Source organism: Paractinoplanes durhamensis (genome assembly GCF_016862175.1).
GTDB lineage: Bacteria > Actinomycetota > Actinomycetes > Mycobacteriales > Micromonosporaceae > Actinoplanes > Actinoplanes durhamensis.
On sequence record NZ_BOML01000029.1, the window covers coordinates 35,438 to 55,318 of the forward strand.

At 71.4% G+C, this 19,881-nt stretch carries 23 protein-coding genes; 10 read left to right on the forward strand and 13 right to left on the reverse strand.

What is annotated here, in order from left to right; translation table 11 throughout:
* Positions 1-45: 45 nt before the first annotated feature.
* The 4 genes from Adu01nite_RS17010 to Adu01nite_RS17025 all read left to right on the forward strand — a co-directional run bounded on the left by Adu01nite_RS17010 (position 46) and on the right by Adu01nite_RS17025 (position 2,902).
* Entirely contained in the window at positions 46-546 is a 501-nt protein-coding gene (locus Adu01nite_RS17010) for a DUF1990 domain-containing protein (RefSeq protein WP_203727849.1), read from the forward strand.
* Complete coding sequence (locus Adu01nite_RS17015) at positions 543-1,319, forward strand: MBL fold metallo-hydrolase (RefSeq protein WP_203727850.1); 777 nt, start codon at positions 543-545, stop codon at positions 1,317-1,319. The genes Adu01nite_RS17010 and Adu01nite_RS17015 overlap by 4 nt, the downstream gene beginning before the upstream one ends.
* Complete coding sequence (locus tag Adu01nite_RS17020; protein ID WP_203727851.1) at positions 1,316-1,897, forward strand: DedA family protein; 582 nt, start codon at positions 1,316-1,318, stop codon at positions 1,895-1,897. The genes Adu01nite_RS17015 and Adu01nite_RS17020 overlap by 4 nt, the downstream gene beginning before the upstream one ends.
* A 75-nt stretch (positions 1,898-1,972) precedes the next feature.
* Positions 1,973-2,902, forward strand: coding sequence for a DUF2157 domain-containing protein (locus Adu01nite_RS17025; protein ID WP_203727852.1), 930 nt, complete (start codon positions 1,973-1,975; stop codon positions 2,900-2,902).
* Here Adu01nite_RS17025 and Adu01nite_RS17030 read toward each other — a convergent pair.
* Positions 2,877-3,713 carry a serine hydrolase gene (locus tag Adu01nite_RS17030; RefSeq protein WP_203727918.1) on the reverse strand — a complete coding sequence of 279 codons (837 nt, stop codon included), beginning with the start codon at positions 3,711-3,713 and terminating at the stop codon, positions 2,877-2,879. The genes Adu01nite_RS17025 and Adu01nite_RS17030 overlap by 26 nt on opposite strands.
* 222 nt (positions 3,714-3,935) lie before the next feature.
* On the opposite strand from Adu01nite_RS17030, the gene Adu01nite_RS17035 reads away from it, so the two are divergent.
* Complete coding sequence (locus Adu01nite_RS17035) at positions 3,936-4,724, forward strand: hypothetical protein (RefSeq protein WP_203727853.1); 789 nt, start codon at positions 3,936-3,938, stop codon at positions 4,722-4,724.
* Between the two features lie 312 nt (positions 4,725-5,036).
* On the opposite strand, the gene Adu01nite_RS17040 is transcribed toward Adu01nite_RS17035, so the two are convergent.
* The 9 genes from Adu01nite_RS17040 to Adu01nite_RS17080 form a co-directional block, all read right to left on the reverse strand.
* Positions 5,037-5,516: a DinB family protein gene (locus Adu01nite_RS17040; protein WP_203727854.1), complete on the reverse strand. Its 480-nt coding sequence runs from the start codon at positions 5,514-5,516 to the stop codon at positions 5,037-5,039.
* Between the two features lie 74 nt (positions 5,517-5,590).
* Entirely contained in the window at positions 5,591-6,631 is a 1,041-nt protein-coding gene (locus Adu01nite_RS17045) for a S1 family peptidase (RefSeq protein WP_203727855.1), read from the reverse strand.
* 178 nt (positions 6,632-6,809) lie between these two features.
* On the reverse strand, positions 6,810-8,066 hold the full coding sequence (locus Adu01nite_RS17050; protein ID WP_203727856.1) for an FAD/NAD(P)-binding protein: 1,257 nt from the start codon (positions 8,064-8,066) through the stop codon (positions 6,810-6,812).
* 25 nt (positions 8,067-8,091) lie between these two features.
* A complete protein-coding gene (locus Adu01nite_RS17055) occupies positions 8,092-8,595 on the reverse strand; it encodes a winged helix-turn-helix domain-containing protein (protein ID WP_203727857.1) in 504 nt (167 codons plus the stop codon).
* 102 nt (positions 8,596-8,697) lie between these two features.
* Positions 8,698-9,792, reverse strand: a complete 1,095-nt coding sequence (locus Adu01nite_RS17060) for an LLM class flavin-dependent oxidoreductase (protein WP_203727858.1) — start codon at positions 9,790-9,792, stop codon at positions 8,698-8,700.
* Between the two features lies 1 nt (position 9,793).
* Positions 9,794-10,216: a cupin domain-containing protein gene (locus Adu01nite_RS17065; RefSeq protein WP_203727859.1), complete on the reverse strand. Its 423-nt coding sequence runs from the start codon at positions 10,214-10,216 to the stop codon at positions 9,794-9,796.
* Complete coding sequence (locus tag Adu01nite_RS17070) at positions 10,213-10,905, reverse strand: ABC transporter ATP-binding protein (RefSeq protein WP_203727860.1); 693 nt, start codon at positions 10,903-10,905, stop codon at positions 10,213-10,215. Before Adu01nite_RS17070 ends, Adu01nite_RS17065 begins: the two co-directional genes overlap by 4 nt.
* Positions 10,902-11,867 (reverse strand): NrtA/SsuA/CpmA family ABC transporter substrate-binding protein, encoded by a 966-nt coding sequence (locus Adu01nite_RS17075; RefSeq protein ID WP_203727861.1) that lies wholly within the window; start codon positions 11,865-11,867, stop codon positions 10,902-10,904. The genes Adu01nite_RS17070 and Adu01nite_RS17075 overlap by 4 nt, the downstream gene beginning before the upstream one ends.
* Positions 11,864-12,706, reverse strand: coding sequence for an ABC transporter permease subunit (locus Adu01nite_RS17080; protein ID WP_203727862.1), 843 nt, complete (start codon positions 12,704-12,706; stop codon positions 11,864-11,866). The genes Adu01nite_RS17075 and Adu01nite_RS17080 overlap by 4 nt, the downstream gene beginning before the upstream one ends.
* Positions 12,707-12,850: 144 nt before the next feature.
* On the opposite strand from Adu01nite_RS17080, the gene Adu01nite_RS17085 reads away from it, so the two are divergent.
* From Adu01nite_RS17085 to Adu01nite_RS17100, 4 genes are read left to right on the forward strand one after another with little or no spacing between them, the layout of a single operon-like run.
* Complete coding sequence (locus Adu01nite_RS17085; protein WP_203727863.1) at positions 12,851-13,915, forward strand: LLM class flavin-dependent oxidoreductase; 1,065 nt, start codon at positions 12,851-12,853, stop codon at positions 13,913-13,915.
* Positions 13,916-13,930: 15 nt separating this feature from the next.
* A complete protein-coding gene (locus Adu01nite_RS17090; RefSeq protein WP_203727864.1) occupies positions 13,931-14,431 on the forward strand; it encodes a flavin reductase family protein in 501 nt (166 codons plus the stop codon).
* Positions 14,432-15,502 (forward strand): LLM class flavin-dependent oxidoreductase, encoded by a 1,071-nt coding sequence (locus tag Adu01nite_RS17095; protein ID WP_203727865.1) that lies wholly within the window; start codon positions 14,432-14,434, stop codon positions 15,500-15,502.
* A complete protein-coding gene (locus Adu01nite_RS17100) occupies positions 15,499-15,981 on the forward strand; it encodes an NADPH-dependent FMN reductase (protein WP_203727866.1) in 483 nt (160 codons plus the stop codon). Before Adu01nite_RS17095 ends, Adu01nite_RS17100 begins: the two co-directional genes overlap by 4 nt.
* Positions 15,982-16,124: 143 nt before the next feature.
* On the opposite strand, the gene Adu01nite_RS17105 is transcribed toward Adu01nite_RS17100, so the two are convergent.
* Complete coding sequence (locus tag Adu01nite_RS17105; RefSeq protein WP_239132473.1) at positions 16,125-17,750, reverse strand: S8 family peptidase; 1,626 nt, start codon at positions 17,748-17,750, stop codon at positions 16,125-16,127.
* Between the two features lie 126 nt (positions 17,751-17,876).
* On the opposite strand from Adu01nite_RS17105, the gene Adu01nite_RS17110 reads away from it, so the two are divergent.
* Positions 17,877-17,999, forward strand: coding sequence for a ribosomal protein bL36 (locus tag Adu01nite_RS17110; protein WP_203727868.1), 123 nt, complete (start codon positions 17,877-17,879; stop codon positions 17,997-17,999).
* A gap of 120 nt (positions 18,000-18,119) precedes the next feature.
* Here the strand turns inward: Adu01nite_RS17110 and Adu01nite_RS17115 are convergent, their stop codons facing one another.
* Positions 18,120-18,749 (reverse strand): response regulator, encoded by a 630-nt coding sequence (locus tag Adu01nite_RS17115; protein ID WP_203727869.1) that lies wholly within the window; start codon positions 18,747-18,749, stop codon positions 18,120-18,122.
* Entirely contained in the window at positions 18,746-19,876 is a 1,131-nt protein-coding gene (locus tag Adu01nite_RS17120) for a sensor histidine kinase (RefSeq protein ID WP_203727870.1), read from the reverse strand. Before Adu01nite_RS17120 ends, Adu01nite_RS17115 begins: the two co-directional genes overlap by 4 nt.
* Positions 19,877-19,881: the final 5 nt, after the last annotated feature.

The following is a 19,881-nucleotide window of genomic DNA, read 5'->3' on the forward strand; positions in this document are numbered from 1 at the left end:
TGTGCCGGAAGCTTGAGTCGGCGGCGACTCGGGAATCATGCAGGGGTGAGTGACTTGACCTACTCCCCTGTCGGTGGCACGCGTACGTCCGAGCGGCCGCCCGGCTTCCGCCATCTGTTCTTCCGGATGCCGCTGGGCACCGGCGCCTCGCGGTATGCGCAGGCCGGGGCGCACATTCTGTCGTTCCGGATGCATCGGGCGACGGGTGCGAAGATCGTCGCTTCGGCCGCGACAGCCGCCCCGGGCGTGCAGCTCACGGTGGGTCTCGGCCCGCTGCGCGCGCCCTGCGAGATTGTCTGGGCGGAAAAATCAGAAAAAAGGACCGGTTGGGGGTACGGGACTCGCCCGGGTCACCCCGCCTCGGGTGAGGAGGCGTTCTTCGTCGAGCACGACGAGCGCGACCGGGTGTGGTTCACCGTGGTCGCCTACAGCCGCCCGGCGAGCCTCCTCATGCGTCTCGGCGGGCCGTTCGCCGTCGGTTTCCAGCACCTCTACGCCCGGCTGTGCGGCCGCGCCCTGAAACGGCTCTGTACGGTGAACTCGTGAGCACGACGTCGGTCACCTGGTGGGGACACAGCACCGTGTGGCTGGCCGACTCCGGCACCACCCTGCTGACCGACCCGGTGCTCACCGGCCGCGTCGCCCACCTGCGCCGGATGGCCGGCCCCACCCCGCGGCTGCCCGCCCCGCCCGACGCCGTGCTCCTCTCCCATCTGCACGCCGACCACTTCCACCTGGCCTCGCTGCGGATCGTCCCCGGCTCGCCCCGGCTGATCGTGCCGCGCGGCGCCGCGGCGTTCGTCGCCCGCAACCTCGGCCCCGGCTTCGCCCGCCGCTGCGTGGAGCTGGCCCCCGGCGAGGAGACCACGGTCGGCGCGGTGAAGGTCCGGGCGGTGCCCGCCGCCCACGACGGCGGCCGCGGCCCCTGGTCACGCGAGCGAGCCCTGGCCGTCGGTTTCGTCGTCGAGGGCGCGGCCCGCACCTGGTTCGCCGGCGACACCGGGCTCTTCGACGAGATGAACGACATCGGCCCGCTCGACCTGGCCCTGATCCCGGTCGGCGGCTGGGGCCCGACCCTGGGCTCGCACGGTCACCTGGACGCGGCCGACGCGGTCGAGGCGGTCCGCCGGGCCAAGGCGGCGCGGGCGGTGCCGGTGCACTACGGCACGTTCTGGCCGATCGCGATGGGCCGGGTCCGCTCGCACATGTTCCACCAGCCCGGCACCCGCTTCGCCGAGCTGGCCGCCGAGGCCACCCCCGACCTGCACGTGCGGGTCCTGGGCCAGGGCGAGACGATGACCATCGGGCGCGGCGAGTGATCGCCTATCTAGGGGCGCTGGCCTGGCTGTTCGGCGTGGTCGCATTCGGGGCCATCATCCCGATCGTGCCCACCGGCGCCGCCGTGAGCGGCGCCGCCACGCTGGCCTTCCACGAGCACCACCCGTTGACCATCCTGCTGGTGATCGCGGCCGGCGCCGCCGGCGCCTACGTGGGCGACCTGGTCATGTACGGGATGTGCCGGGTCGGCGGCGAAAAACTGGCCCGCCGTCTGCGCTGGTTGCGCGACGAGGAGCACCTGGCCTCGGTGAAGACCCGGCTGGAGAAGAGCCCGGTCCCGGTCCTGCTGGTGTCCCGGCTGATCCCCGGCGGCCGGGTCCCGGTGCTACTGGCAGCCGCGTTCCTGGGCCTGTCGTGGCGCACGTTCGTGATGGCCAACCTGCCGGCCTGCGCCCTGTGGGCCACGGTCTACGCCGCGGTCGGCGTGGCCGGCGGCTCGATCTTCCCGAAGCCCTGGGAGGGCGTGATCGCCGCGGTGATCCTCATCCTGGTGGTCAACCAGAGCATCTCCTGGTGGCAGAAACGCCGAGAGGCCCGGGCCGCCCCCTCCGAGGCTTGAGTACTCGCACTCTGTCGGCTGCGACCGCTACCGGGAATTCTGGTCAGACCCGAACGCACTGACCAGGAGGACCCCGTGGAACGGCTTGATGCGGCACTTGATCGGCTCGTGGAGCGGGGCGTGCTCAGCGTCGCGCAGGCCGGGGCCGTGCGGCAGGAGTATGCCGGGCTGGCCCGGCCTCAGGGCCTGCGGCGGCAGCTCGGGGAGATCGCCGGGTATCTGGGGGCCTCGTTCGTGGTCGGGGCGTTGCTGCTGTTCCTCAGTGAGCAGTGGGAGGCGCTCGGGCAGGCCGGGCGGGTCTCGATCCTCGCCGCTATGGCCGTGGTGCTGGCCGGCGCCGGTGTCGTCGTGCGCCCCCGAGCCGCGGACAGCGTTCGGCGCAGGCTGTCGAGCACGCTGCTGACCGGGGCCGGCCTCGCGACCGGGGCTGCAGTGTTCGCCGGCTTCGACAACGCCCCCGCGGCTACCGCCTCCGGGCTGGCCGTGGTGGTCGCGGGGTATCTGCTCGCCCGCAGTGCGCTCGGGCAGCTCGCCGCGGCCGTCGGGGCGTTCGCGACCGTCGCGAGCGTGCTCTCCGATCTGCACGTCGAGGAGATCGCGGTACTCGGCGCCGGCGCGCTGGTGCTGGGCCTGGGGTGGGTGTGGCTCGGGTGGCGCCGGCTGGTCGCCGAGCACCGGTTCGCGCTCGCGATCGCGGTGACGTTCGGGCTGGTCGGGGCGCAGTTGGTGATGGACGGAGCCAGCTACCTCGGGTATGCGCTGACCGCGATCGTGGCGGCCGCCTGCTTCACGGCGTACGCGCGGCTCCGCGAATGGGTCGTGCTGGCCGGCGGGGTCATCGGCGCCACCCTCGTGGTGCCGGAGTTCCTCTACGACGTCACCAGCGGCTCGCTCGGGGTCAGCGGCGTGATGCTGGCGGCCGGCGTCACCCTGCTCGCCGGCAGCCTCGTGGGGCTGCGGCTTCGCAAGAGCGACGCCGTCAGTACTTCAGGTACTGCCGGGTGATCTTCGCGGCCTGCTCGACCACCGAGATGCCGCCGGACATCGATGCGTGGTTGTGCGACAGCACCGCGATCGACACGTCGGTGTCGTCGCCGGTGAGCCGGCCGACCGTGTTGATGATCCAGCGGTTGCCCTCGGTCGAGCGGGGCAGCCAGCCGTTCTTCACGGTGAACTTGTCGCCGGTGGTGGCGGCGGCCGGCACCCCCCAGTCCTGGGCGGCGTCGACCGTGCTCATCAGCGTGTAGGCCAGGTCGCGCGAGTCGGTGTCGAGCGGGCCCTTCGTGTCGACCAGCTCGGACAGCAGCTTCACCTGGTCGTCGACCGTCGTCCTGGTCAGGCCCCAGGCGCTGTTGACCGTGGTCTGGGTGAGGCCGAGTCGCTTGTTGCACTTGGTGATGCCGGGCGCCTTGCCGAGCTTGGCGAACAGCGACGTCGTGGCGTCGTTGTCGCTGAGCCGGATCATGCGCTTGGCCAGGGACAACTCGGTCGCGGTGAGGTCGCGGCTCTTGTCCTGCGCGGTCAGCAGCAGGCAGGCGAGCACCTGCACCTTCACCACGCTGGCCGTCTCGTACTTCTCGGTGCCGCGGAACGAATACTTCTGACCGGTCTTCTTGTCGAGCACCGCCACCGAGAACTCGGGCACCGTCGCCGCGTACTTCGTCAGCGCGGCATCCAGCGCCTTCACCTGTTTCGCCCGCGCGGCCGCGGCGAGTTCCTCCGGGGTCGGCCCGGTGGGCGTCGGCGAGGCCTTGCTGTCGGCCGAGTCGAGGAAGGCACCCGCCAACGACTTGGCGCCGCCGTCGCCGTGTGTCATGCCCACGCCGACCAACCCGGCACCTCCGAGGACTCCCACAGCCGCCACCGCCAGAACCCAGATTCGCGTACGCACTGAGCCATAGTGCCGTGTTCGCGCCGATTTTGGGCGTCCCCACCCCCGTCGCATACGAAGTTGACAGAGACTTTCCACCCACGGAACATCCGTGCTCACGGCGTGTGACCGATCGCGGGCCGAGCGAGCCGGGCGCATCATGGGGAGATGCGCTTCCCGTTGGTGTCACCCGCGACGCTCGCCGATCTGGCCCGCACCACGATCGGCCAGGTGGTCGAGACGGCCGCCGCGGCCGCCACCCTCCCGCTCCGGGTGCTGAGCGCGCTGGGCCAGGCCGAGTTGCTGGTCAGCCGGATAACCGTGCTCGCCGACCAGGCCGAATCGCTGATCAGCCGGGTCTCGGTGATCGTCGGTGAGGCGGAGACGACGGTGCTGGAGGCGCGGGTGATCACCGCGAGCGCCACGCAGATCACCGACGCGGCCTCGACGGTGGTCGGCCAGGCGGGCGGGATCACGCACGCGGCGTCGGCCATCGTCGGCGAGGCGGCCGGCATCACCGACGCCGCATCCGGGGTGATCACCCAGGCGTCGAGCCTCACCTCGGCGGCCGAGGGCGTGATCACCAAGGCGACGGACATCAGCACCGATGCCGCCGCGGTGGTCCGGCAGGCGGAGGCGGCGGCCACCGATGCGATGGAGCTCCTTGAGGCGTACGCCCCGACGCTGCGCAAGGGCGCCCCGCTGGCCGCCCGTTTCGTCGACGAGCTGTCGCCGGAGGAGGTGACGGCCGCGATCCGGCTCGTCGACCAGCTCCCCCGGCTGCGCACCCACCTGGTCGAGGACGTGATGCCGCTGCTGGCCAAGCTCGACCAGGTCGGCCCCGACCTGCACAAGCTCCTCGAGGTGACCGAGGACCTGCGCCTGGCCATCAACGGCATCCCGGGCCTGCGCATGCTCCGCCGCCGCGGCGAGGAGAAGGTCGAGCAGGGCGACTGACTGTCAGTCCCGCCCGCGAGCGCAGACCCCGACATCCTGAAAGTCGGCGTCTCGGACGCGAAGCGAGACCCCGACATCCTGGAAGTCGGCGTCTCGGACGCGATGCCAGACCCCGACATCCTGGAAGTCGGCGTCTCGGACGCGATGCCAGACCCCGACATCCTGGAAGTCGGTGGCTCGGACGCGATGCCAGACCCCGACATCCTGGAAGTCGGTGGCTCGGACGCGAAGCGAGACCCCGACATCCTGGAAGTCGGTGGCTCGGACGCGATGCCAGACCCCGACATCAAGGAAAAGGTGGCGTGGCGGGACCTAAGTCCGCCCGCGCACCACGTCGAGCATGAGATCGAGGTGTCCGCGGTGCTGGGCCGTCTCCCGGATCATGTGCACGAACACCCAGCGCAGGTTGACCGGCCCTTTCCCGAACGACGGCCGCGCGGCCAGGGCGTCCAGGTCGGGTTGCCGCCCGGCCACCGCCCGGCTGCGCGCGCATGCGGCGTCGTAGAGCGCCGCGAGCTCGGCACCGGTGTCCAGCGCGGCCGACTCCCAGGCCCACTCTTCGCGCTCGCCGTGCGGCCAGGGCGGCGGCCAGTCGCCGCCACCGAACTTGACCGTGAACCACAGGTCTTCCATCTGCGCGAGATGCTTCACGATCCCGCCGACGGTCATCGGGGTGTCCGGCAGCAGCCGATCACGCACGTCGGCGTCGGCCAGCCCGTCGAGGGCCCGCCGCACGCCGGCCCGATGCTCGTCGAGGAATTGTTCGAGGGTGGTCCGCTCGTCCGCCCGCACGAATTGCCTCCCAAGAAAGAAAACGGCCCCGCCGCCGAAGCGACGAGGCCATTTTCCGCCTAGCAAGGTATGGATCAGAAAACGCTGACGCCGTAGACGCTCAGCGCCTCGGTGACCGGCTGGAAGTAGGTCACGCCGCCGGAGGAGCAGTTGCCGCTGCCGCCGGAAGTCATGCCCAGGGCCGTCGTGCCGGAGTAGAGCGAGCCGCCGCTGTCGCCGGGCTCGGCGCAGACCGTGGTGCGGATGAGGCCGGAGACCGAACCCTCGGAGTAGTTGACCGTCGCGTTCAGGGCGGTCACCCGGCCCGAGTGGATACCGGTGGTGGAGCCGCGGCGGTACACCGTGGCGTTGACGGCCGGGGTGCCGGCCGAGGTGATGTCCTGGGAGCCGACGCCGCCGGTCTTGGTGACCGTCGTGTTGGTGTAGCGGACGATGCCGTAGTCGTTACCCGGGAAGCTGGTGCCGGCCCGCGTGCCCAGCGTGGCTGAGCCGTTGGTCCAGGTGGCACCGGCGTTCGTGCAGTGCCCGGCGGTCAGGAAGTAGTAGACGTTGGCGCTGGTCTTCACGTTGAAGCCGAGCGAGCAGCGGGCGCTGCCGGTGTAGATGGCGTCGCCACCCGAGATGGTGGTGCCGAGCGTGCCGGGGGTGGTCTCGATGCGGGCCTTGTCGCCGAGCTTGGCGACGATGGCCTGGACCGCGGCGAGCTTCGCGCCGGTGACGGTGCTGTCGACGCTGACCACGACCTGGTTGCTGATCGGGTCGACGGCGAACGCGGTGCCGACGGTCTTCAGGTTGACCTTCAGCGACTCGTCGACGGCGCTCAGTTCGGCGCCGCTGTGTGCCACGTAACGGGCAACTGCCCCGGACGCGGTCACCTGGGCCGCCGTGGCGGCGTCGGTGACGTTGACGGTGACCTTGCCCGCAGCATCGATGTACGAGCCGGCGGTCTTCGCGCCGAACTGCGTGTCGATCTTGGAGGCGAGGGCGGACGGGGCGAACGACGGGTCGATGCCACCGACCGCGGCCGACGCGGGTGACGCGACGGCGAACGTGGTGCCGACCAGCACGCAGGCAGCGAGGCCGACGATCGGTCGACGCAGCTTCCGGTTGAGCACTTGGTTCCTCCCAGGGGGGTGGGGGGTACGCCTACGGCGTACCGTGCTCCTGCAGTATTGAGAGTTCTCAATACGCCCACAAGCTGTGTCGATTGTTGCCAAGATGCCCGTCAATGCAGCTCTGACCTGCGGAAACAGGCCCGTCATACCGCCGGACTATGACCGAGTCGGGATGGACCTATTTACATCGGTCAATCAATGCGTGGGCCTGTGCGCGAATTTCCGGCACCGCGGTGGTTTCCCATTGGGCACCGCGCCGCAGCGGTCCGATAAGCCACAGCCCCTCGCGTGCCTTCCCGTCGGCGCCGATGAGCCGGCCGTCCGGGTCGATGTCGAGACCGAGGCCGTGCGGGCCGACCCGGGCGTGGCCGGCGTCGAGCAGACTGCCGGCGAACGACCCGGCCGCGGCCGGCAGCCGGCCGGGACCCGCGCAGTTGACCACCGCGCCGAACCACTGCACGCCGGCCTCCAGCTCGACCAGCAAGCCACCGGGCGGCGGGGCGGTCATCGACCGGATGCCGCCCGCCCGGACCTCGAAGCGGCCCTCCTCGCGCAGCGCGTCGATGGTCGCGCCGACCGACGGGGCCATCCGGTGCCGGTGACACTCCCACGGGCGGGCCAGGTGGCGCAGGAACTGCTCCTGCTCCTCGTTGGTGAGGCTGCCCCAGATCTGGTCGATGTTCGGCCGCAGGCCGTCCACCACGGCCCGCCAGTCGCCGGCCTTCTCGGCCTCGGCCCGGACGATCCGGACCAGGTCACGGAGCGTGTGCCGGGCATCGAGCGGCGGCGCGAACGGCGGCGCCGGCAGCGGGGTGTGGGCCAGCGGCAGTTGACCGCGGCGACTCACCGCGGTGATCGGGGCGTCCCGGCGGCCGTCGGCGGTGAGCGTGAGCACCACGTCGATGGCGGTCAGCCCGGCACCGACCAGCAGCACCGGCACGTCCGACGGGATGGCGTCGAGCACGCCCGGCCGCCACGGGTCGGGGATGTAGTCGGGGTGGTCGGGGCGGGCGGCGGGCTGGGCCGCGGCCGGGTTGCCGGTGGCCACCACGACCTCGTCGGCGCGCACCTCGCGGCCGCTCTCCAGCGCGACGCCGTGGGCGGAGAGACCCGTGGCGCGCTCCTGGATCACCTCGACCCCGGACAGGGTGCCGAACACGTCGCGCAGGTAGCGGCCGTACTCGGCGCGGGGGCGGAACTCGGCGGTCGAGCAACCGGCCCAGCGGGCGAAGTGGCCGGGGTCACCCGGGTCGGCACTCATCGCGCCGGCCCGAGAGTTGAGCAGGTGCCACGGGCGGGCGGTGCCGTAGGCGAGGCCGCCGCCGGGCTCGTCCGGCTCGATCAACGCGACCCGGTCCCCGCCGCGCAGCAACTCCCGGGTGGCCAGCACGCCGGAAGCGCCGCCGCCCACCACTGCCACGGTGCGCCCTGCCATCGTTACTCCCTATGCCTCAACGGTGCTATACCTCAACAGTGATGGCCGCGTCGTCGGCCAGCCGGTAGCCGAGACCGTAGACGGTCGTGACGACCTCAGGGTCGTCAAGCTTGGTCCGCAGCCGGCTGACGTGCACGTCAACGGTGCGGTTGGTGGTGTGCGTGTGGCCCCACACCTGGGCGAGGAGCTGGCTGCGGCTGAACACCTGCCGCGGGTGCCGGGCCAGGAACAGCAGCAGGTCGTACTCGAGGCGGCTCAGGTCCAGCTGCTCGCCGTCGCGCAGCGCCGTGCGGGCGCGCGGGTCGAGGTGGATCGGGCTGCCGGTCTCCGGCACGACCGCCTGGACCTCGACCTCGGCGCCCGGTCCGGCCGCGTCGACCAGGTCACGCAGGGCGGCCAGGACGCGGTCGCGCCCTTCGGCCGCACCACCGGCGATGCTGATGGTCACGGTCACCGGGGGTTCCGGCGGGAGCGCGGGGACGGGTCGCAGGTGTACGCGGCGGGGGTGGGCGACGGCGAGCGCGGACATGAGCTCCTCCTAGGTGCGTTGTGTGCCGGCCGCCACCGGGTCCCGGCGACGGCCGTACGATACATGTCCCATATGTTCTATAGGTTAATGGACACGCCAAAATCAGGCTGCGACGAGCTGAGCTGCGTCCCGCCGGGCGATCTCGGCCCGGACCGCGGGGATCAGCTCGCGGCCGTAGTCGATGGCATCGTCCAGCGGGTCGTAACCGCGGATCAGGAACGTGGTGACACCCAGGTCGTAGTAGTCGAGCAGGGCCTGCGCGACCGTCTCCGGCGTGCCGACCAGGGCGGTGGAGTTGCCGGCCGCGCCGCTGGCCTTCGCGGTGGCGGTCCAGAGCGCGCGGTCGTGCCGGTCGGACTGCGACGCCGCGGCCAGCAGCCGCTGGGAGCCGACGTTGGCCGGGTTGTCGCGATCGCGGTTCCGGAAGAAGCGCGGCGCGGTGACCGACCCGATCCGGCCCAGGATCGACTCGGCCCGCTCCCAGGCCAGTTCCTCGGTCGGGCCGAGGATGGGCCGGAAGGACACCGAGAAGCCGGGTGCTGTCCGATTTATCCGGGCGGCTTCCGATCGTACGCTCGCAATTTGCTCTTGAATCTGCGCCAGCGGCTCGCCCCAGAACATGTAGACGTCGGCGTGCTCGGCTCCGGTGCGGTAGGCCGCCGGCGAACTGCCGCCGAAGTAGATCGGAATTGTCGGATTCACCGGCTTGACCTGGGCGACGAAGTCCTCGAAGCGGTAGTGGCCGCCCTCGTGCGAGAACGGCTCGGCCGAGGTCCAGGCGCGGCGCAGAATGCCGAGGTATTCGCCGGTGCGGGCGTACCGCTCGTCCTTGGTCAGGTAGTCGCCGTCGCGGCGCTGCTCGGCGTCGTGCCCGCCGGTGATGATGTTGAGAGCCACCCGGCCGCCGGTGAACTGGTCGAGCGTGGCGAAGGTCCGGGCGGCCAGGGTCGGCGCCACGAAGCCGGGCCGGTGCGCGACCAGGAACCCGAGCCGCTCGGTCCGCGCCGCCGCGTACGCCGCCACCTGGGCGCCGTCCGGGTAGGCCGAGCTGTAGCCGAGAAGCACCTGGTCGAAGCCGGAGTCCTCGTGGGCGCGGGCGATCCGGGTGGTGAAGGCCGGGTCGATCAGCGCGGTCGTGGCCGGCGCGCTCTCCGACCCGTCCTGGGTGGCGATCAGCCCGATGAAGTCGACCGGCATGTCAGTCTCCCGGCTTCAGTGACGGCAGGTTGACCACGATGGCCTCCTGGGTGGTTCGGGCGATCACCACGACCGCCTCGTTGTCCGGGTCCGGGTTCTCCTCGCGGTGCGGCACCCACGGCGGCACGAAGATGTAGTCGCCGGGCTTGGTCTCGTGCCGCTTCTCGGCACCGGACTCCTGGTCGTAGAAGACGAAGACCGGGTTGCCGCTGACCACGTAGATGGCCGTCTCGGACTCGCCGTGGTGGTGGTCGTCGCTGGCCGTGGCGGCGGCGACGTGCGTCTCCCCCATCCACAGGTTCTCGCTGCCCACGGTCTTGCCGCTGATCGCCTCGACCCGGGTCATCCCGGTGGTCTGCGCGGTGTCCCCGGACAGCCCGGCCGGGATGACATGGTGCAGCTTCTGGTGGAAGGAGTCAGTCATGCCTCGGATACTCCCAACTCACCCAGCAACGTGCCACGCAGCGCGGCGAACGACGCCGAACCGCGCTCTCGGGCGGTGGCGGAGACCTCGTGCACGGCCGCGATCCGGCCGTCCCGCATGGTCAGCACCCGGTCGGCGAGCAGGATCGACTCGTCGACGTCGTGGGTGACCAGCAGCACCGCCGGCCGGTGCCGGCTGGTCAGGTCGCGGACCAGGCCGTGCATCTTGATCCGGGTGAGCGCGTCCAGGGCCGCGAACGGCTCGTCGAGCAGCAGCAGCTCGGGCTCGCGGACCAGGGCCCGGGCCAGCGCGACCCGCTGCGCCTCGCCGCCGGACAGCGTGACCGGCCACGCGTCGGCGTGGTTGGCCAGCCCGACCTCCTCCAGCGCCGACTGGGCCTTGGCCCGGGCGGTGGCCCGCGGCAGCCCGATCGCCACGTTGCGCCACACCTTCCACCAGGGCAGCAGCCGGTGCTCCTGGAAGACGACGGTGCGCCGCTGCGGCACCGACAGGCTGCCGCCGTCGACCGGGTCGAGGCCGGCCAGCGCCCGCAGCAGCGTGGTCTTGCCGCAGCCGCTCTTACCGAGCAGCGCCACGAACTCGCCGCGCTCGATGGCGAGGTCGAGTTCGTGCAGGACGGTCCGCTCGCCGTACCGGCGGGTGATCTTCTCGGCGAGGACGGTGCTCACAGCTTCACCGCGTGGTCGGCGATATTGATCTTTCCGCTCAGCACCTTGTGGTCGGTGAGCCAGTCGGCGCCGGCCTGCAGCTGGCTGATGCCGTCGTCGTTGATCAGGCTCCAGGTGACCTGGACGTTGTTCTTGACGAGCAGGTCGACCACGGCGTCCGGGTACTTGGCGACCGCGTTGCCGATCTTCTGCGCGTCGGCCGGGTTGGCGTTGGCCCAGTCCTGCTCGGCCTTGTAGGCGGCGATCACCTTCTTGATGGTGTCGGCCTCCTTCTTGGCGTAGTCCTCGCGGACCAGGTAGGTGCCGAAGTCGATCTGCTTGTCCAGCTCGGTGCCGTCGGTGAAGATCGATTTCGCCTTGTACTGCACCTGGGCCAGCTCCAGCGGGCCGGACCAGATCGACCAGGCGTCGACCTTGCCGCTGCCGAACGCGGGCGCCGCGTCCGGCGGGTTCAGGTAGGTGAAGGTGACCGAGTCGCGCGGCACGTTGTACTTCTCCAGTGCCGCCACCAGCAGGAACTCGCCGAGGCCGGCCTTGTTCACGGCGACGTTCTTGCCAGCCAGGTCCTTGACGCTGTTGATGCCGCTCTCCGGCCGCACGATGATCGCGCTGGTCCGCGGGGTCGAGCTCGACCAGGCGACGTAGACGAGCTTGTTGCCGGACAGCAGCGCCTGGTCGGCCGGGGTGGAGCTGCCGCCGAAGCTGAAGTCGGCGGTGTTGGTCGCGACCGCCTGCAGGGTGGGTGCGTGGTTCGGGAACGGGCCGACCCACTCGACGTCGATGCCCTGGTCGTTGAGGGTCTTCTCGAACACGCCCCGGGTCTTGGGGACGGAGATGGCGCCGTAGGTCAGGCGGACCTTCTTGCGACCATCGGCGGAAGCGGCGGCCTCGTTGTTGCCGCAGGCGGCCAGGACGGGCAGAGCCAGCGCGGCGCCGAGCAGATTGCGGCGGGACAGGGTCACTTTCTTCCTCCGGATGGTGCGTAATTGGGGTGCCAGGCCAGGAGACGGCGCTCCAGGCCTCGTGCGATGAGGTCAGTGGTGAGGCCGATCAGCGCGTACAGCACGATGACCAGCACGATCACGTCGGTCTGCAGGAACTCGCGGGCGTTGGTGGCCATGAAGCCGATGCCGGCGGGCGCGCCGACGGTCTCCGCGATCACCAGGGCCAGCCAGGCGTTGGTGAGGGCCAGCCGCAGGCCGAGCAGGATCGACGGCAGGGCGCCGGGCAGGATCACGACCCGGACGATGTCGAGCTTGGACAGGCCGGCGACGCGGCCCATCTCCAGCAGCTTCGGGTCGACCTGGCGGATGCCGAGCACGGTGTTCAGGTAGATCGGGAACAGCGTGCCGAGGGCCACCAGGAAGTAGCGCCCGCTCTCGCCGACGCCGAACCAGACCATCACGAGCGGCAGGATCGCCAGGAACGGGATGGCCCGAACAATTTGAATATTTCGGTCAATAATTGCCTCGAACAGCTTCGAGAAGCCGGTCAGGATGCCCAGTACGAGACCGACGCCGGCCCCGATGAACAAACCGACGGCGGCCCTCTTGAGGCTCTCCCACAGGTGGCGGGGCAGCTCACCGGTCTCGGTCAGGTGCCACGCGGTGGTGCCGACCGAGCTGGGCGCGGGCAGCACGTTGGGCGCGATGACGCCGGCCCGGGCGAGCAGCTCCCACCCGAGCAGGAGCAGAACGGGGACGGTCCAGGAGATCGTCCGGTACGGCAGAGCCCGCTTCTTCGAGGGCGTCGGCCCGGTCTCCGCCGTGGCGGCGGGACCGGCGATCGCAGTAGTGGACATGGCCGCAACTTTGACGGCCGCAAGTCCGCCATGTCAACCATACTCTCTAGGTTTACTAGGATATGGGACGAGCATTGACGATGCTGGCTCAGGCGGCGGAGAGTGGGGATGCATTCGTCCACGATCCCAAAGGGTGGAAGCAGCATGGCAGTCGAGTTCGTCGGCATGATCGGCACTCGGGACGTCTCCGAGACCAGGGCGCCCGCGGGCCCACCGGTCGACCCCGCCTACGTGCGGCGGTTCGCCCGGGCCCACGAGGAGGCCGGCTTCGACCGCATCCTCGTCGCCTACTCTTCGTCCAGTCCGGACGCCACCCAGGTCGCGGCGTATGCGGCCGCGACCACCGAGCGCATCGGGCTGCTGGTCGCACACCGGCCCGGATTCCTGGCACCGACCCTGGCCGCCCGCACCTTCGCCACCCTCGACCAGCTCACCGGCGGCCGGGTGGCGGTGCACACGATCACCGGCGGCTCCGACGCCGAGCAGCGCCGGGACGGCGACTACCTGACCAAGGACGACCGGTACGCCCGGACCGAGGAGTACCTGACGATCCTGCGCCGGGCGTGGAGCTCCCCCGAGCCGTTCTCGCACGAGGGCCGCTTCTACAAGTTCGACGACTTCGCCCTGCTCGCCCAGCCGGCCCACCGCATCCCGCTCTACTTCGGCGGCTCCTCGCCCGCCGCCTACCGGGTGGGCGGCGCCACCGCCGACGTCTACGCGCTGTGGGGCGAGCCGCTCAAGGAGACCGCCGAGCAGATCGCCAGCGTCCAGGCGGCGGCCGCCGCGGCCGGTCGCGGGCCGCTCGGCATCAGCGTCTCGTTCCGCCCGATCCTCGCCGCCACCGACGAGCTGGCCTGGGAGCGGGCTTCGCGGATCCTGGCGGCGATGACGCCCAGCACGGAACGAGTGCTGGTGGAGAACGTCGGCTCGCAGCGCCTGCTCGCCGCCGCGGCCAAGAGCGACCGGCACGACCGCGCACTGTGGACCGCGACGGCCAAGGCCAGTGGCGCGCAGGGCAACTCGACCGCGCTGGTCGGCTCGCCGGAGACCGTCGCCAAGGCCCTGCTCGACTACGTCGACCTCGGCGTGACCACCATCCTCATCCGCGGTTACGACCCGGTCGACGACGCCGTCGACTACGGCCGCCACCTGATCCCGCTGGTCCGGCAGGAGCTGCGTCACCGCGCGCTCGCCGGCGCCGCTCTCTGATCGCAGGAGGACCCCGTGACCGTCACCTCGCTCGTGGACGCCGATCTATTCCGGGCGCTGCTGCGCCGGCACGCCGCTGCCGTCGTGGTGATCACAGCGCCCGGCGAACCCCCGGCCGGCTTCACCGCCACCTCGTTCACCTCGGTCTCGCTCGACCCGCCGCTGGTCTCGTTCTGCCTCGCGAAAACCGCCTCGGCCTGGCCGGCCGTGGCCGAGGCGGACGTGGTCGCGGTGCACGTGCTGACCCAAGAGCAGGAGCACGTGGCCCGCACGTTCGCCACCCGCGGCATCGACCGGTTCGCCGCGCACGGCTCCTGGGAGCCCGGCCCGGGCGGGGTTCCGCTGCTCGACGGGGTGCTGGCCCGGATCGTCTGCCGGGTGGTGCGCCGGGTCGAGGCCGGCGACCACAGCATCGTGCTGGCCGCGCCGGAGACCGGTGATCATCACCAGGACCTGACCGCGGCACCGCTGGTGTACCACGATGGGCACTACGCCCATCTGCGGAAGGCTGCCTGAATGCCGTTCCACTGGTTCCTGCCCACCGCCGGTGACAGTCACGACATCGTCAGCGGCGGGCAGGCCTCGCTCACCGCCGACACCTCCCGGCCGCCGGACATCCGCTACCTGGCGCTGGTCGCCCGGGCCGCCGAGCAGGCCGGCTTCGAGGCGGTCCTCACCCCGACCGGCACGTTCTGCGAGGACGCGTGGCTGACCACGGCCGCGCTGCTCGGCGAGACCGAGCGGCTCAAGTTCCTGGTGGCGTTCCGGCCCGGCCTGATCTCCCCCACCCTCGCCGCCCAGATGGCCTCGACCTACCAGCGCATCTCCGGCGGACGGCTGGCCCTCAACGTGGTCACCGGCGGCGAGGCGACCGAGCAGCGGCGCTTCGGCGACCACCTCGGCCACGACCAGCGGTACGCCCGGACCGCGGAGTTTCTCCGGGTGGTGCGGGGTGCCTGGTCGGGTACGCCGTTCAGCTTCCGCGGCGACCACTACGACGTGGAGAACGCCACCGTGCGGGACGCCCCCGACCCGGTGCCGCCGATCTTCTTCGGCGGGTCGTCGGCGGCCGCGCTCCCGGTCGCCGCCCAGCACGTCGACACCTACCTGACCTGGGCCGAGCCACCGGCCGCGGTGGCCGCCAAGCTCGATGCCGTGCGCACCCTCGCCAAGGAGGCCGGCCGGCAGCTCACCTACGGCATCCGGCTGCACGTGATCAGCCGGGACACCGCCGACGAAGCGTGGGCGGTGGCCCGCTCGCTGCTCGACCGGGTGCCGGCGAGCGAGATCGAACGGGCGCGGAAACAGTTCGCGGCGACCGAGTCGGAGGGGCAGCGCCGGATGGCCGAGCTGACCACCGGCGACTCGCTCGAGGTAGCGCCCAACCTGTGGGCCGGCTTCGGCGTGGTGCGGCCGGGGGCCGGCACCGCCCTGGTCGGCAGCCACGCCGAGGTGGCCGCCCGGATCGCCGAATATCAGGCGCTCGGCCTCGACCACTTCATCCTGTCCGGCCAGCCGCACCTGGAAGAGGCGCTGCGGTTCGGCGAGAACGTCCTGCCCCTGCTGAGCAAACTTGGAGAGAGATGAGTCGCACCGTCGTCGTCTCGGGCAACCCGAGGCCCGGATCCCGCACGTCCCTGCTGGCCATCGCGGTCGGCGAGGCCCTGGCCGGCGGGTTCCCGCCCACCGTGATCGAGGTCGGTGAGCTGGGCCCGGGGCTGCTCACCCCCGGCGACGAGGCGACCGCGGCCGCGGTGGCGGCGCTGCGCGAGGCCGAGCTGCTGGTGGTGGCCACCCCGACCTACAAGGGCAGCTACACCGGTGTGCTGAAGGTGCTGCTGGACCAACTGCCGGCCCAGGCTCTCGCCGGGAAGACCGCGGTGCCGGTGGTGACGGCCGGGGTGGCGCCGCAGGCGGCCGCGGCCGAGGCGCTGCTGCGCCAACTGCTGACCGAGCTCGGCGCGGACGTCGCCGCCGGCCTGCCGGTGGTCGAGGCGGACCTGCCGGAGACAAAGACGATCGCCGATAAGTACGCCGCGGCACACAGCGATCGCACAGCTTCGTGACAGCGCGCTGACAAATCGCGCCCTTAGCGTTCTGCCCAGTTTGACGGCGGTCAACTCTCACAGGTCAGCCCGCCGCCGGACAGAACCCCGGCTCCGCTCGCCGACCTCAGTGCCCCCGGGTCTACGAGCGGAGCCGGTCCTTCTTAAGCCACGTCGATGGTCAGCTCCGACCGGGCGGTCTTGCCCCAGCCGTCGGTGAACTCGACCGTGAAGGTCGCCGACTCGGTGGTGGTCGCCACGCCGGTGATCAGGCCGTCGTCGGCCAGGCTCAGCCCGTTCGGCAGGTCACCGTCGCTCACCGTCCAGGTGCCGCTGCGGTCCGCGGTCAGCTGCTGGTAGTAGTAGCCGCCCCGGGTGCCGTCCGGCAGCGCGGTGGTGCGGATCACCGGCGTGGTGACCGTGACCGAGACCGTGATGGTCTTGGTGACCGAGGTCGGCACGTAGTCGGTGAAGCGGACCTGGACGGTGCCGGTGCCCGGCCCGGTCGGCGTGCCGGAGACCACACCGGCGGCGGAGAGCTTCACCCCGGTCGGCAGGGTGCCGGCGGCGAGGCTCCAGGAGCCACGCCGGCTGGAGGCAAGAGCAAGCTGCCCGGCGTACGCCGTACCCGAGGTCATGGTGATCGCCGAGGTCTTGATCACCGGCGCGGCGGGCGGGGCGGTGACGAACAGCAGCCGGTTCGGCGAGCCCTTGGTCCCGGACACCTTGCCGGTGGTGGCGTGCGCCACCAGGTAGTTGCGCACCTGCAGCGGGCTTGCACTCGGCGATGCGTCGAGCACGAGCGCGGCCGCGCCGGCCACGTGCGGTGACGCCATCGAGGTGCCGTCGGCGACCGCGGTCGCGTAGTCGCTGCCCATGTAGGCCGACTTGATCCCGACCCCGGGCGCGAACAGGTCGAGGACGCTGCCGTAGTTGGAGAACGACGCGCGCTTGTCCTTGGCGTCGGTGGCGCCCACGGTGATCGCGGCGGCCAGGTTGGCCGGGCTCTCCTTCGCGGCGTTGACGTTCTCGTTGCCGGCCGCCACCACGACCGTGACGCCCGAGTTGATCAGCTTTTGCAGGGCGGCGTTGAGCGCGGGGCTGGAGTCGCCGCCGAGGCTCAGGTTGGCCACAGCCGGCTTCTGCGCGTGCGAGATCACCCAGTTGATGCCGGCCAGGACGTCGGACAGGTCACCCTCGCCCTTGCAGTCCAGCACCTTGACCGCAACCAGCTTCACCTGCTTGGCAACCCCGTAGGACTTGCCGCCGATGGTGCCGGCCACGTGCGTGCCGTGCCCGTTGCAGTCGGACGCGGTGGTGTTGTAGTTGACGAAGTTGAAGCCGTAGGTGGCCCGGCCGGCGAATTCGTTGTGGCTGATCCGGATCCCGGTGTCGATCACGTACGCGTGCACCGCGCTGCCGTCGTCGCTGGGCGTGTACGTCCTGCTCAGCTTGACCGGCCGCTGATCGATCCGGTCCAGCCCCCACACCGGGCCTCGATAGGTGGTCGCCTCGATGTGCAGCACGCGGTCCTGCTCGACGGACTGGACGTTCGGGTCGGCCGCGAGCCGCCGGGCCTGCTTCGCCGACATCCGGGCGGTGTAGGTGGCGGTGTGCCCGGCGCCCTGTGCCGAGAGTCCCCGGGGAGCCTTCTTGGTGACGATGTAACGCCCGGGAATCGCACCCGGCGCACCCGCCCCGATGACATTGCCGGTCGCCGCCTGAGCGGGAACGGCCGCGCCGGCCGCGGTGATCGCGGCGGCGGTAAGAAGGGTCCCGAAGACTCTCATTCGCATGGCAGGCCGATCGGTCGCACCGGGCGCCGACCTGACGGCTGCACGCAGAAATAACCGGGTGGCAACCGGCGTTGTCGTCATCGCGCCGGTGCAAAGGCCGGCCCGGAAAGAGGTTCCGCCATGAAGGTTCGCAACTCGCTCAGGTCGCTGAAGAGCAAGCCCGGCTCGACGCTCACCCGCCGCCGCGGCCGCCTGGTTGTGATCAACCGGAAGAATCCGCGCTGGAACGGCCGACAGGGCTGACGCCACACGCGATCAGCCGGACGAATAGCCGGGCGAAAACCGCGATCACGCGATAGCTTTGATTAAGCGAAAGGCCGGAGAACCGCCGCCACGGATCTCCGGCCTTTCGCTTACCTTTCGTCAACGAGCGTGTGCGACCAAAGCGAGCCGCACCCGATTGGGCGCACCGGTTTTCGCCATCAGGGCCGTCACGTGCGTTTTCACCGTGGTCACCCCGATGTGCAGCCGCTCGGCGATCTCCGCATTGGACAGTCCCGCGCCGACCAGATCGAGCACATCCCGTTCCCGGCCGGTCAGCCCGGCGACCGGCCGCACCGGCCCGTCGGCCCGGCTGTCCACCGCCCGGCGCACCAGCCGCGCCAGCACGTCCTGGCTGAACGGGCTGTCCCCGGCCGCGGCCCGCCGGATCCCGTCGAGCAGCTCGGCCGGCGGCGCGTCCTTCAGCAGGAAACCGCACGCCCCGGCGGTCAGCGCCGGATAGAGATGGTCGTCGTCGCCGAACGTGGTCAGCACCACCACCCGGGTCGACGGCCGCTCGCTCAGGATGCGGCTGGTCGCGCTGATCCCGTCGACGCCGGGCATCCGCAGGTCCATCACCACCACGTCCGGGGTGAGCCGGGCCGCCAGGGTCACCGCCTCCCGGCCGTCGCCGGCCTCGCCGACCACCTCGAGGTCGGCCTCGGCGTCGCACAGCATCCGCAGCCCGGCCCGGATGAGCTGCTGGTCGTCGGCGAGCAGGACCCGGATCACGCGGCTGCTCCCGGCAGCACGGTCCGGACCCGCCAGCCGCCGCCGTCCGGGCCGGCGGTGAGCACGCCGCCGAGGACTTCGACCCGCTCGCGCATGCCGGTGAGCCCGTGTCCCCCGCCGACCGGTTTGTCGGACGGCGCGGACCCGCCGTCGTCGCTGACCTCCCAGCTGACATCGCCGCCCTGGACGAACACCTGCAATCGCGCCCGAGCAGCCGGGCCCGCGTGCTTGGCCACGTTGGTGAGCGCCTCCTGGGTCAGGCGGAGCACGGCCAGGCCGCGGACGGCATCGACCGTGCCCACCGCCTCGTCGATCTCCGCCTCGACGGTGATCCCGGTCATCCGGGCGGTGTCGACGGCCGCGCCCAGCGCGGCGGGCAGCGCCCCCGGTTCGATCGCGGTCAGCGCGGCGGCTCCCCGGTCGCCGGAGCCGCGCAGCACCTCGACCAGCCGGCGCAGGTCGGCCAGCGCCGCCGTCCCGGTGCCGTGCACGTCGTCGAGCACCTCGCCCACCCGCGGGTCGACGCCGGGCAGCACGTGCCGGGCCACCGAGACGCGCAGGACCATCGACGCGACGTGGTGCGCCACCACGTCGTGCAGCTCGCGGGCGATCATGCCGCGCTCGTCGGCGCGCGCCGCCCGGCTCTCCGCCTCGGCCCGGCGCTGGGCCTGTTCGCCCAGCTCGCGGGTGGTGCGCAGGACCAGCCCGATGAGCAGCGGCAGCCCGATCGGCAGCACCACGATGCCGTACAGCTCGCTCCGGCCCGGCGTCGCCAGCACCACGTAGACGGCCAGCAGCAGGCCGGCGCTCAGCCAGATGGTGCGCGGCCGGACCGCCCACAGCGCCAGCTCGCCGATCGCCCAGCTCGCCCCGACCTGGTTGATGGTGGCGTCGTCGATCACCACGAGCGCGACCGCGAGCAGCGCGGTCTGCACCAGGAAACAGATCAGCGGCCACCGGAACAGGGTGAGCGCGACGGTGAAGGCCAGCCCGGCCAGCACCAGCTGGGTGGTGGTCGGCTGCCGGCCCTCGGTGCCGACGAACAGGTAGCTCAGCCCGCTCAGGTCGAGCAGCACCATGCGAATCCAGGTGTCCCGCCGGTCGAAGAGGCGCCGCGTCCAGCCCATGCCGG

What these genes read in the sequence shown, in the direction of transcription:
- Adu01nite_RS17030 (WP_203727918.1), bottom strand. Translation starts at nt 3,713, where the DNA reads ATGACACACGGCGACGGCGGCGCCAAGTCGTTGGCGGGTGCCTTCCTC.
- Adu01nite_RS17035 (WP_203727853.1), top strand. Translation starts at nt 3,936, where the DNA reads ATGCGCTTCCCGTTGGTGTCACCCGCGACGCTCGCCGATCTGGCCCGC.
- Adu01nite_RS17050 (WP_203727856.1), bottom strand. Translation starts at nt 8,066, where the DNA reads ATGGCAGGGCGCACCGTGGCAGTGGTGGGCGGCGGCGCTTCCGGCGTG.
- Adu01nite_RS17055 (WP_203727857.1), bottom strand. Translation starts at nt 8,595, where the DNA reads ATGTCCGCGCTCGCCGTCGCCCACCCCCGCCGCGTACACCTGCGACCC.
- Adu01nite_RS17060 (WP_203727858.1), bottom strand. Translation starts at nt 9,792, where the DNA reads ATGCCGGTCGACTTCATCGGGCTGATCGCCACCCAGGACGGGTCGGAG.
- Adu01nite_RS17065 (WP_203727859.1), bottom strand. Translation starts at nt 10,216, where the DNA reads ATGACTGACTCCTTCCACCAGAAGCTGCACCATGTCATCCCGGCCGGG.
- Adu01nite_RS17080 (WP_203727862.1), bottom strand. Translation starts at nt 12,706, where the DNA reads ATGTCCACTACTGCGATCGCCGGTCCCGCCGCCACGGCGGAGACCGGG.
- Adu01nite_RS17085 (WP_203727863.1), top strand. Translation starts at nt 12,851, where the DNA reads ATGGCAGTCGAGTTCGTCGGCATGATCGGCACTCGGGACGTCTCCGAG.
- Adu01nite_RS17095 (WP_203727865.1), top strand. Translation starts at nt 14,432, where the DNA reads ATGCCGTTCCACTGGTTCCTGCCCACCGCCGGTGACAGTCACGACATC.
- Adu01nite_RS17100 (WP_203727866.1), top strand. Translation starts at nt 15,499, where the DNA reads ATGAGTCGCACCGTCGTCGTCTCGGGCAACCCGAGGCCCGGATCCCGC.
- Adu01nite_RS17105 (WP_239132473.1), bottom strand. Translation starts at nt 17,750, where the DNA reads ATGAGAGTCTTCGGGACCCTTCTTACCGCCGCCGCGATCACCGCGGCC.
- Adu01nite_RS17110 (WP_203727868.1), top strand. Translation starts at nt 17,877, where the DNA reads ATGAAGGTTCGCAACTCGCTCAGGTCGCTGAAGAGCAAGCCCGGCTCG.
- Adu01nite_RS17120 (WP_203727870.1), bottom strand. Translation starts at nt 19,876, where the DNA reads ATGGGCTGGACGCGGCGCCTCTTCGACCGGCGGGACACCTGGATTCGC.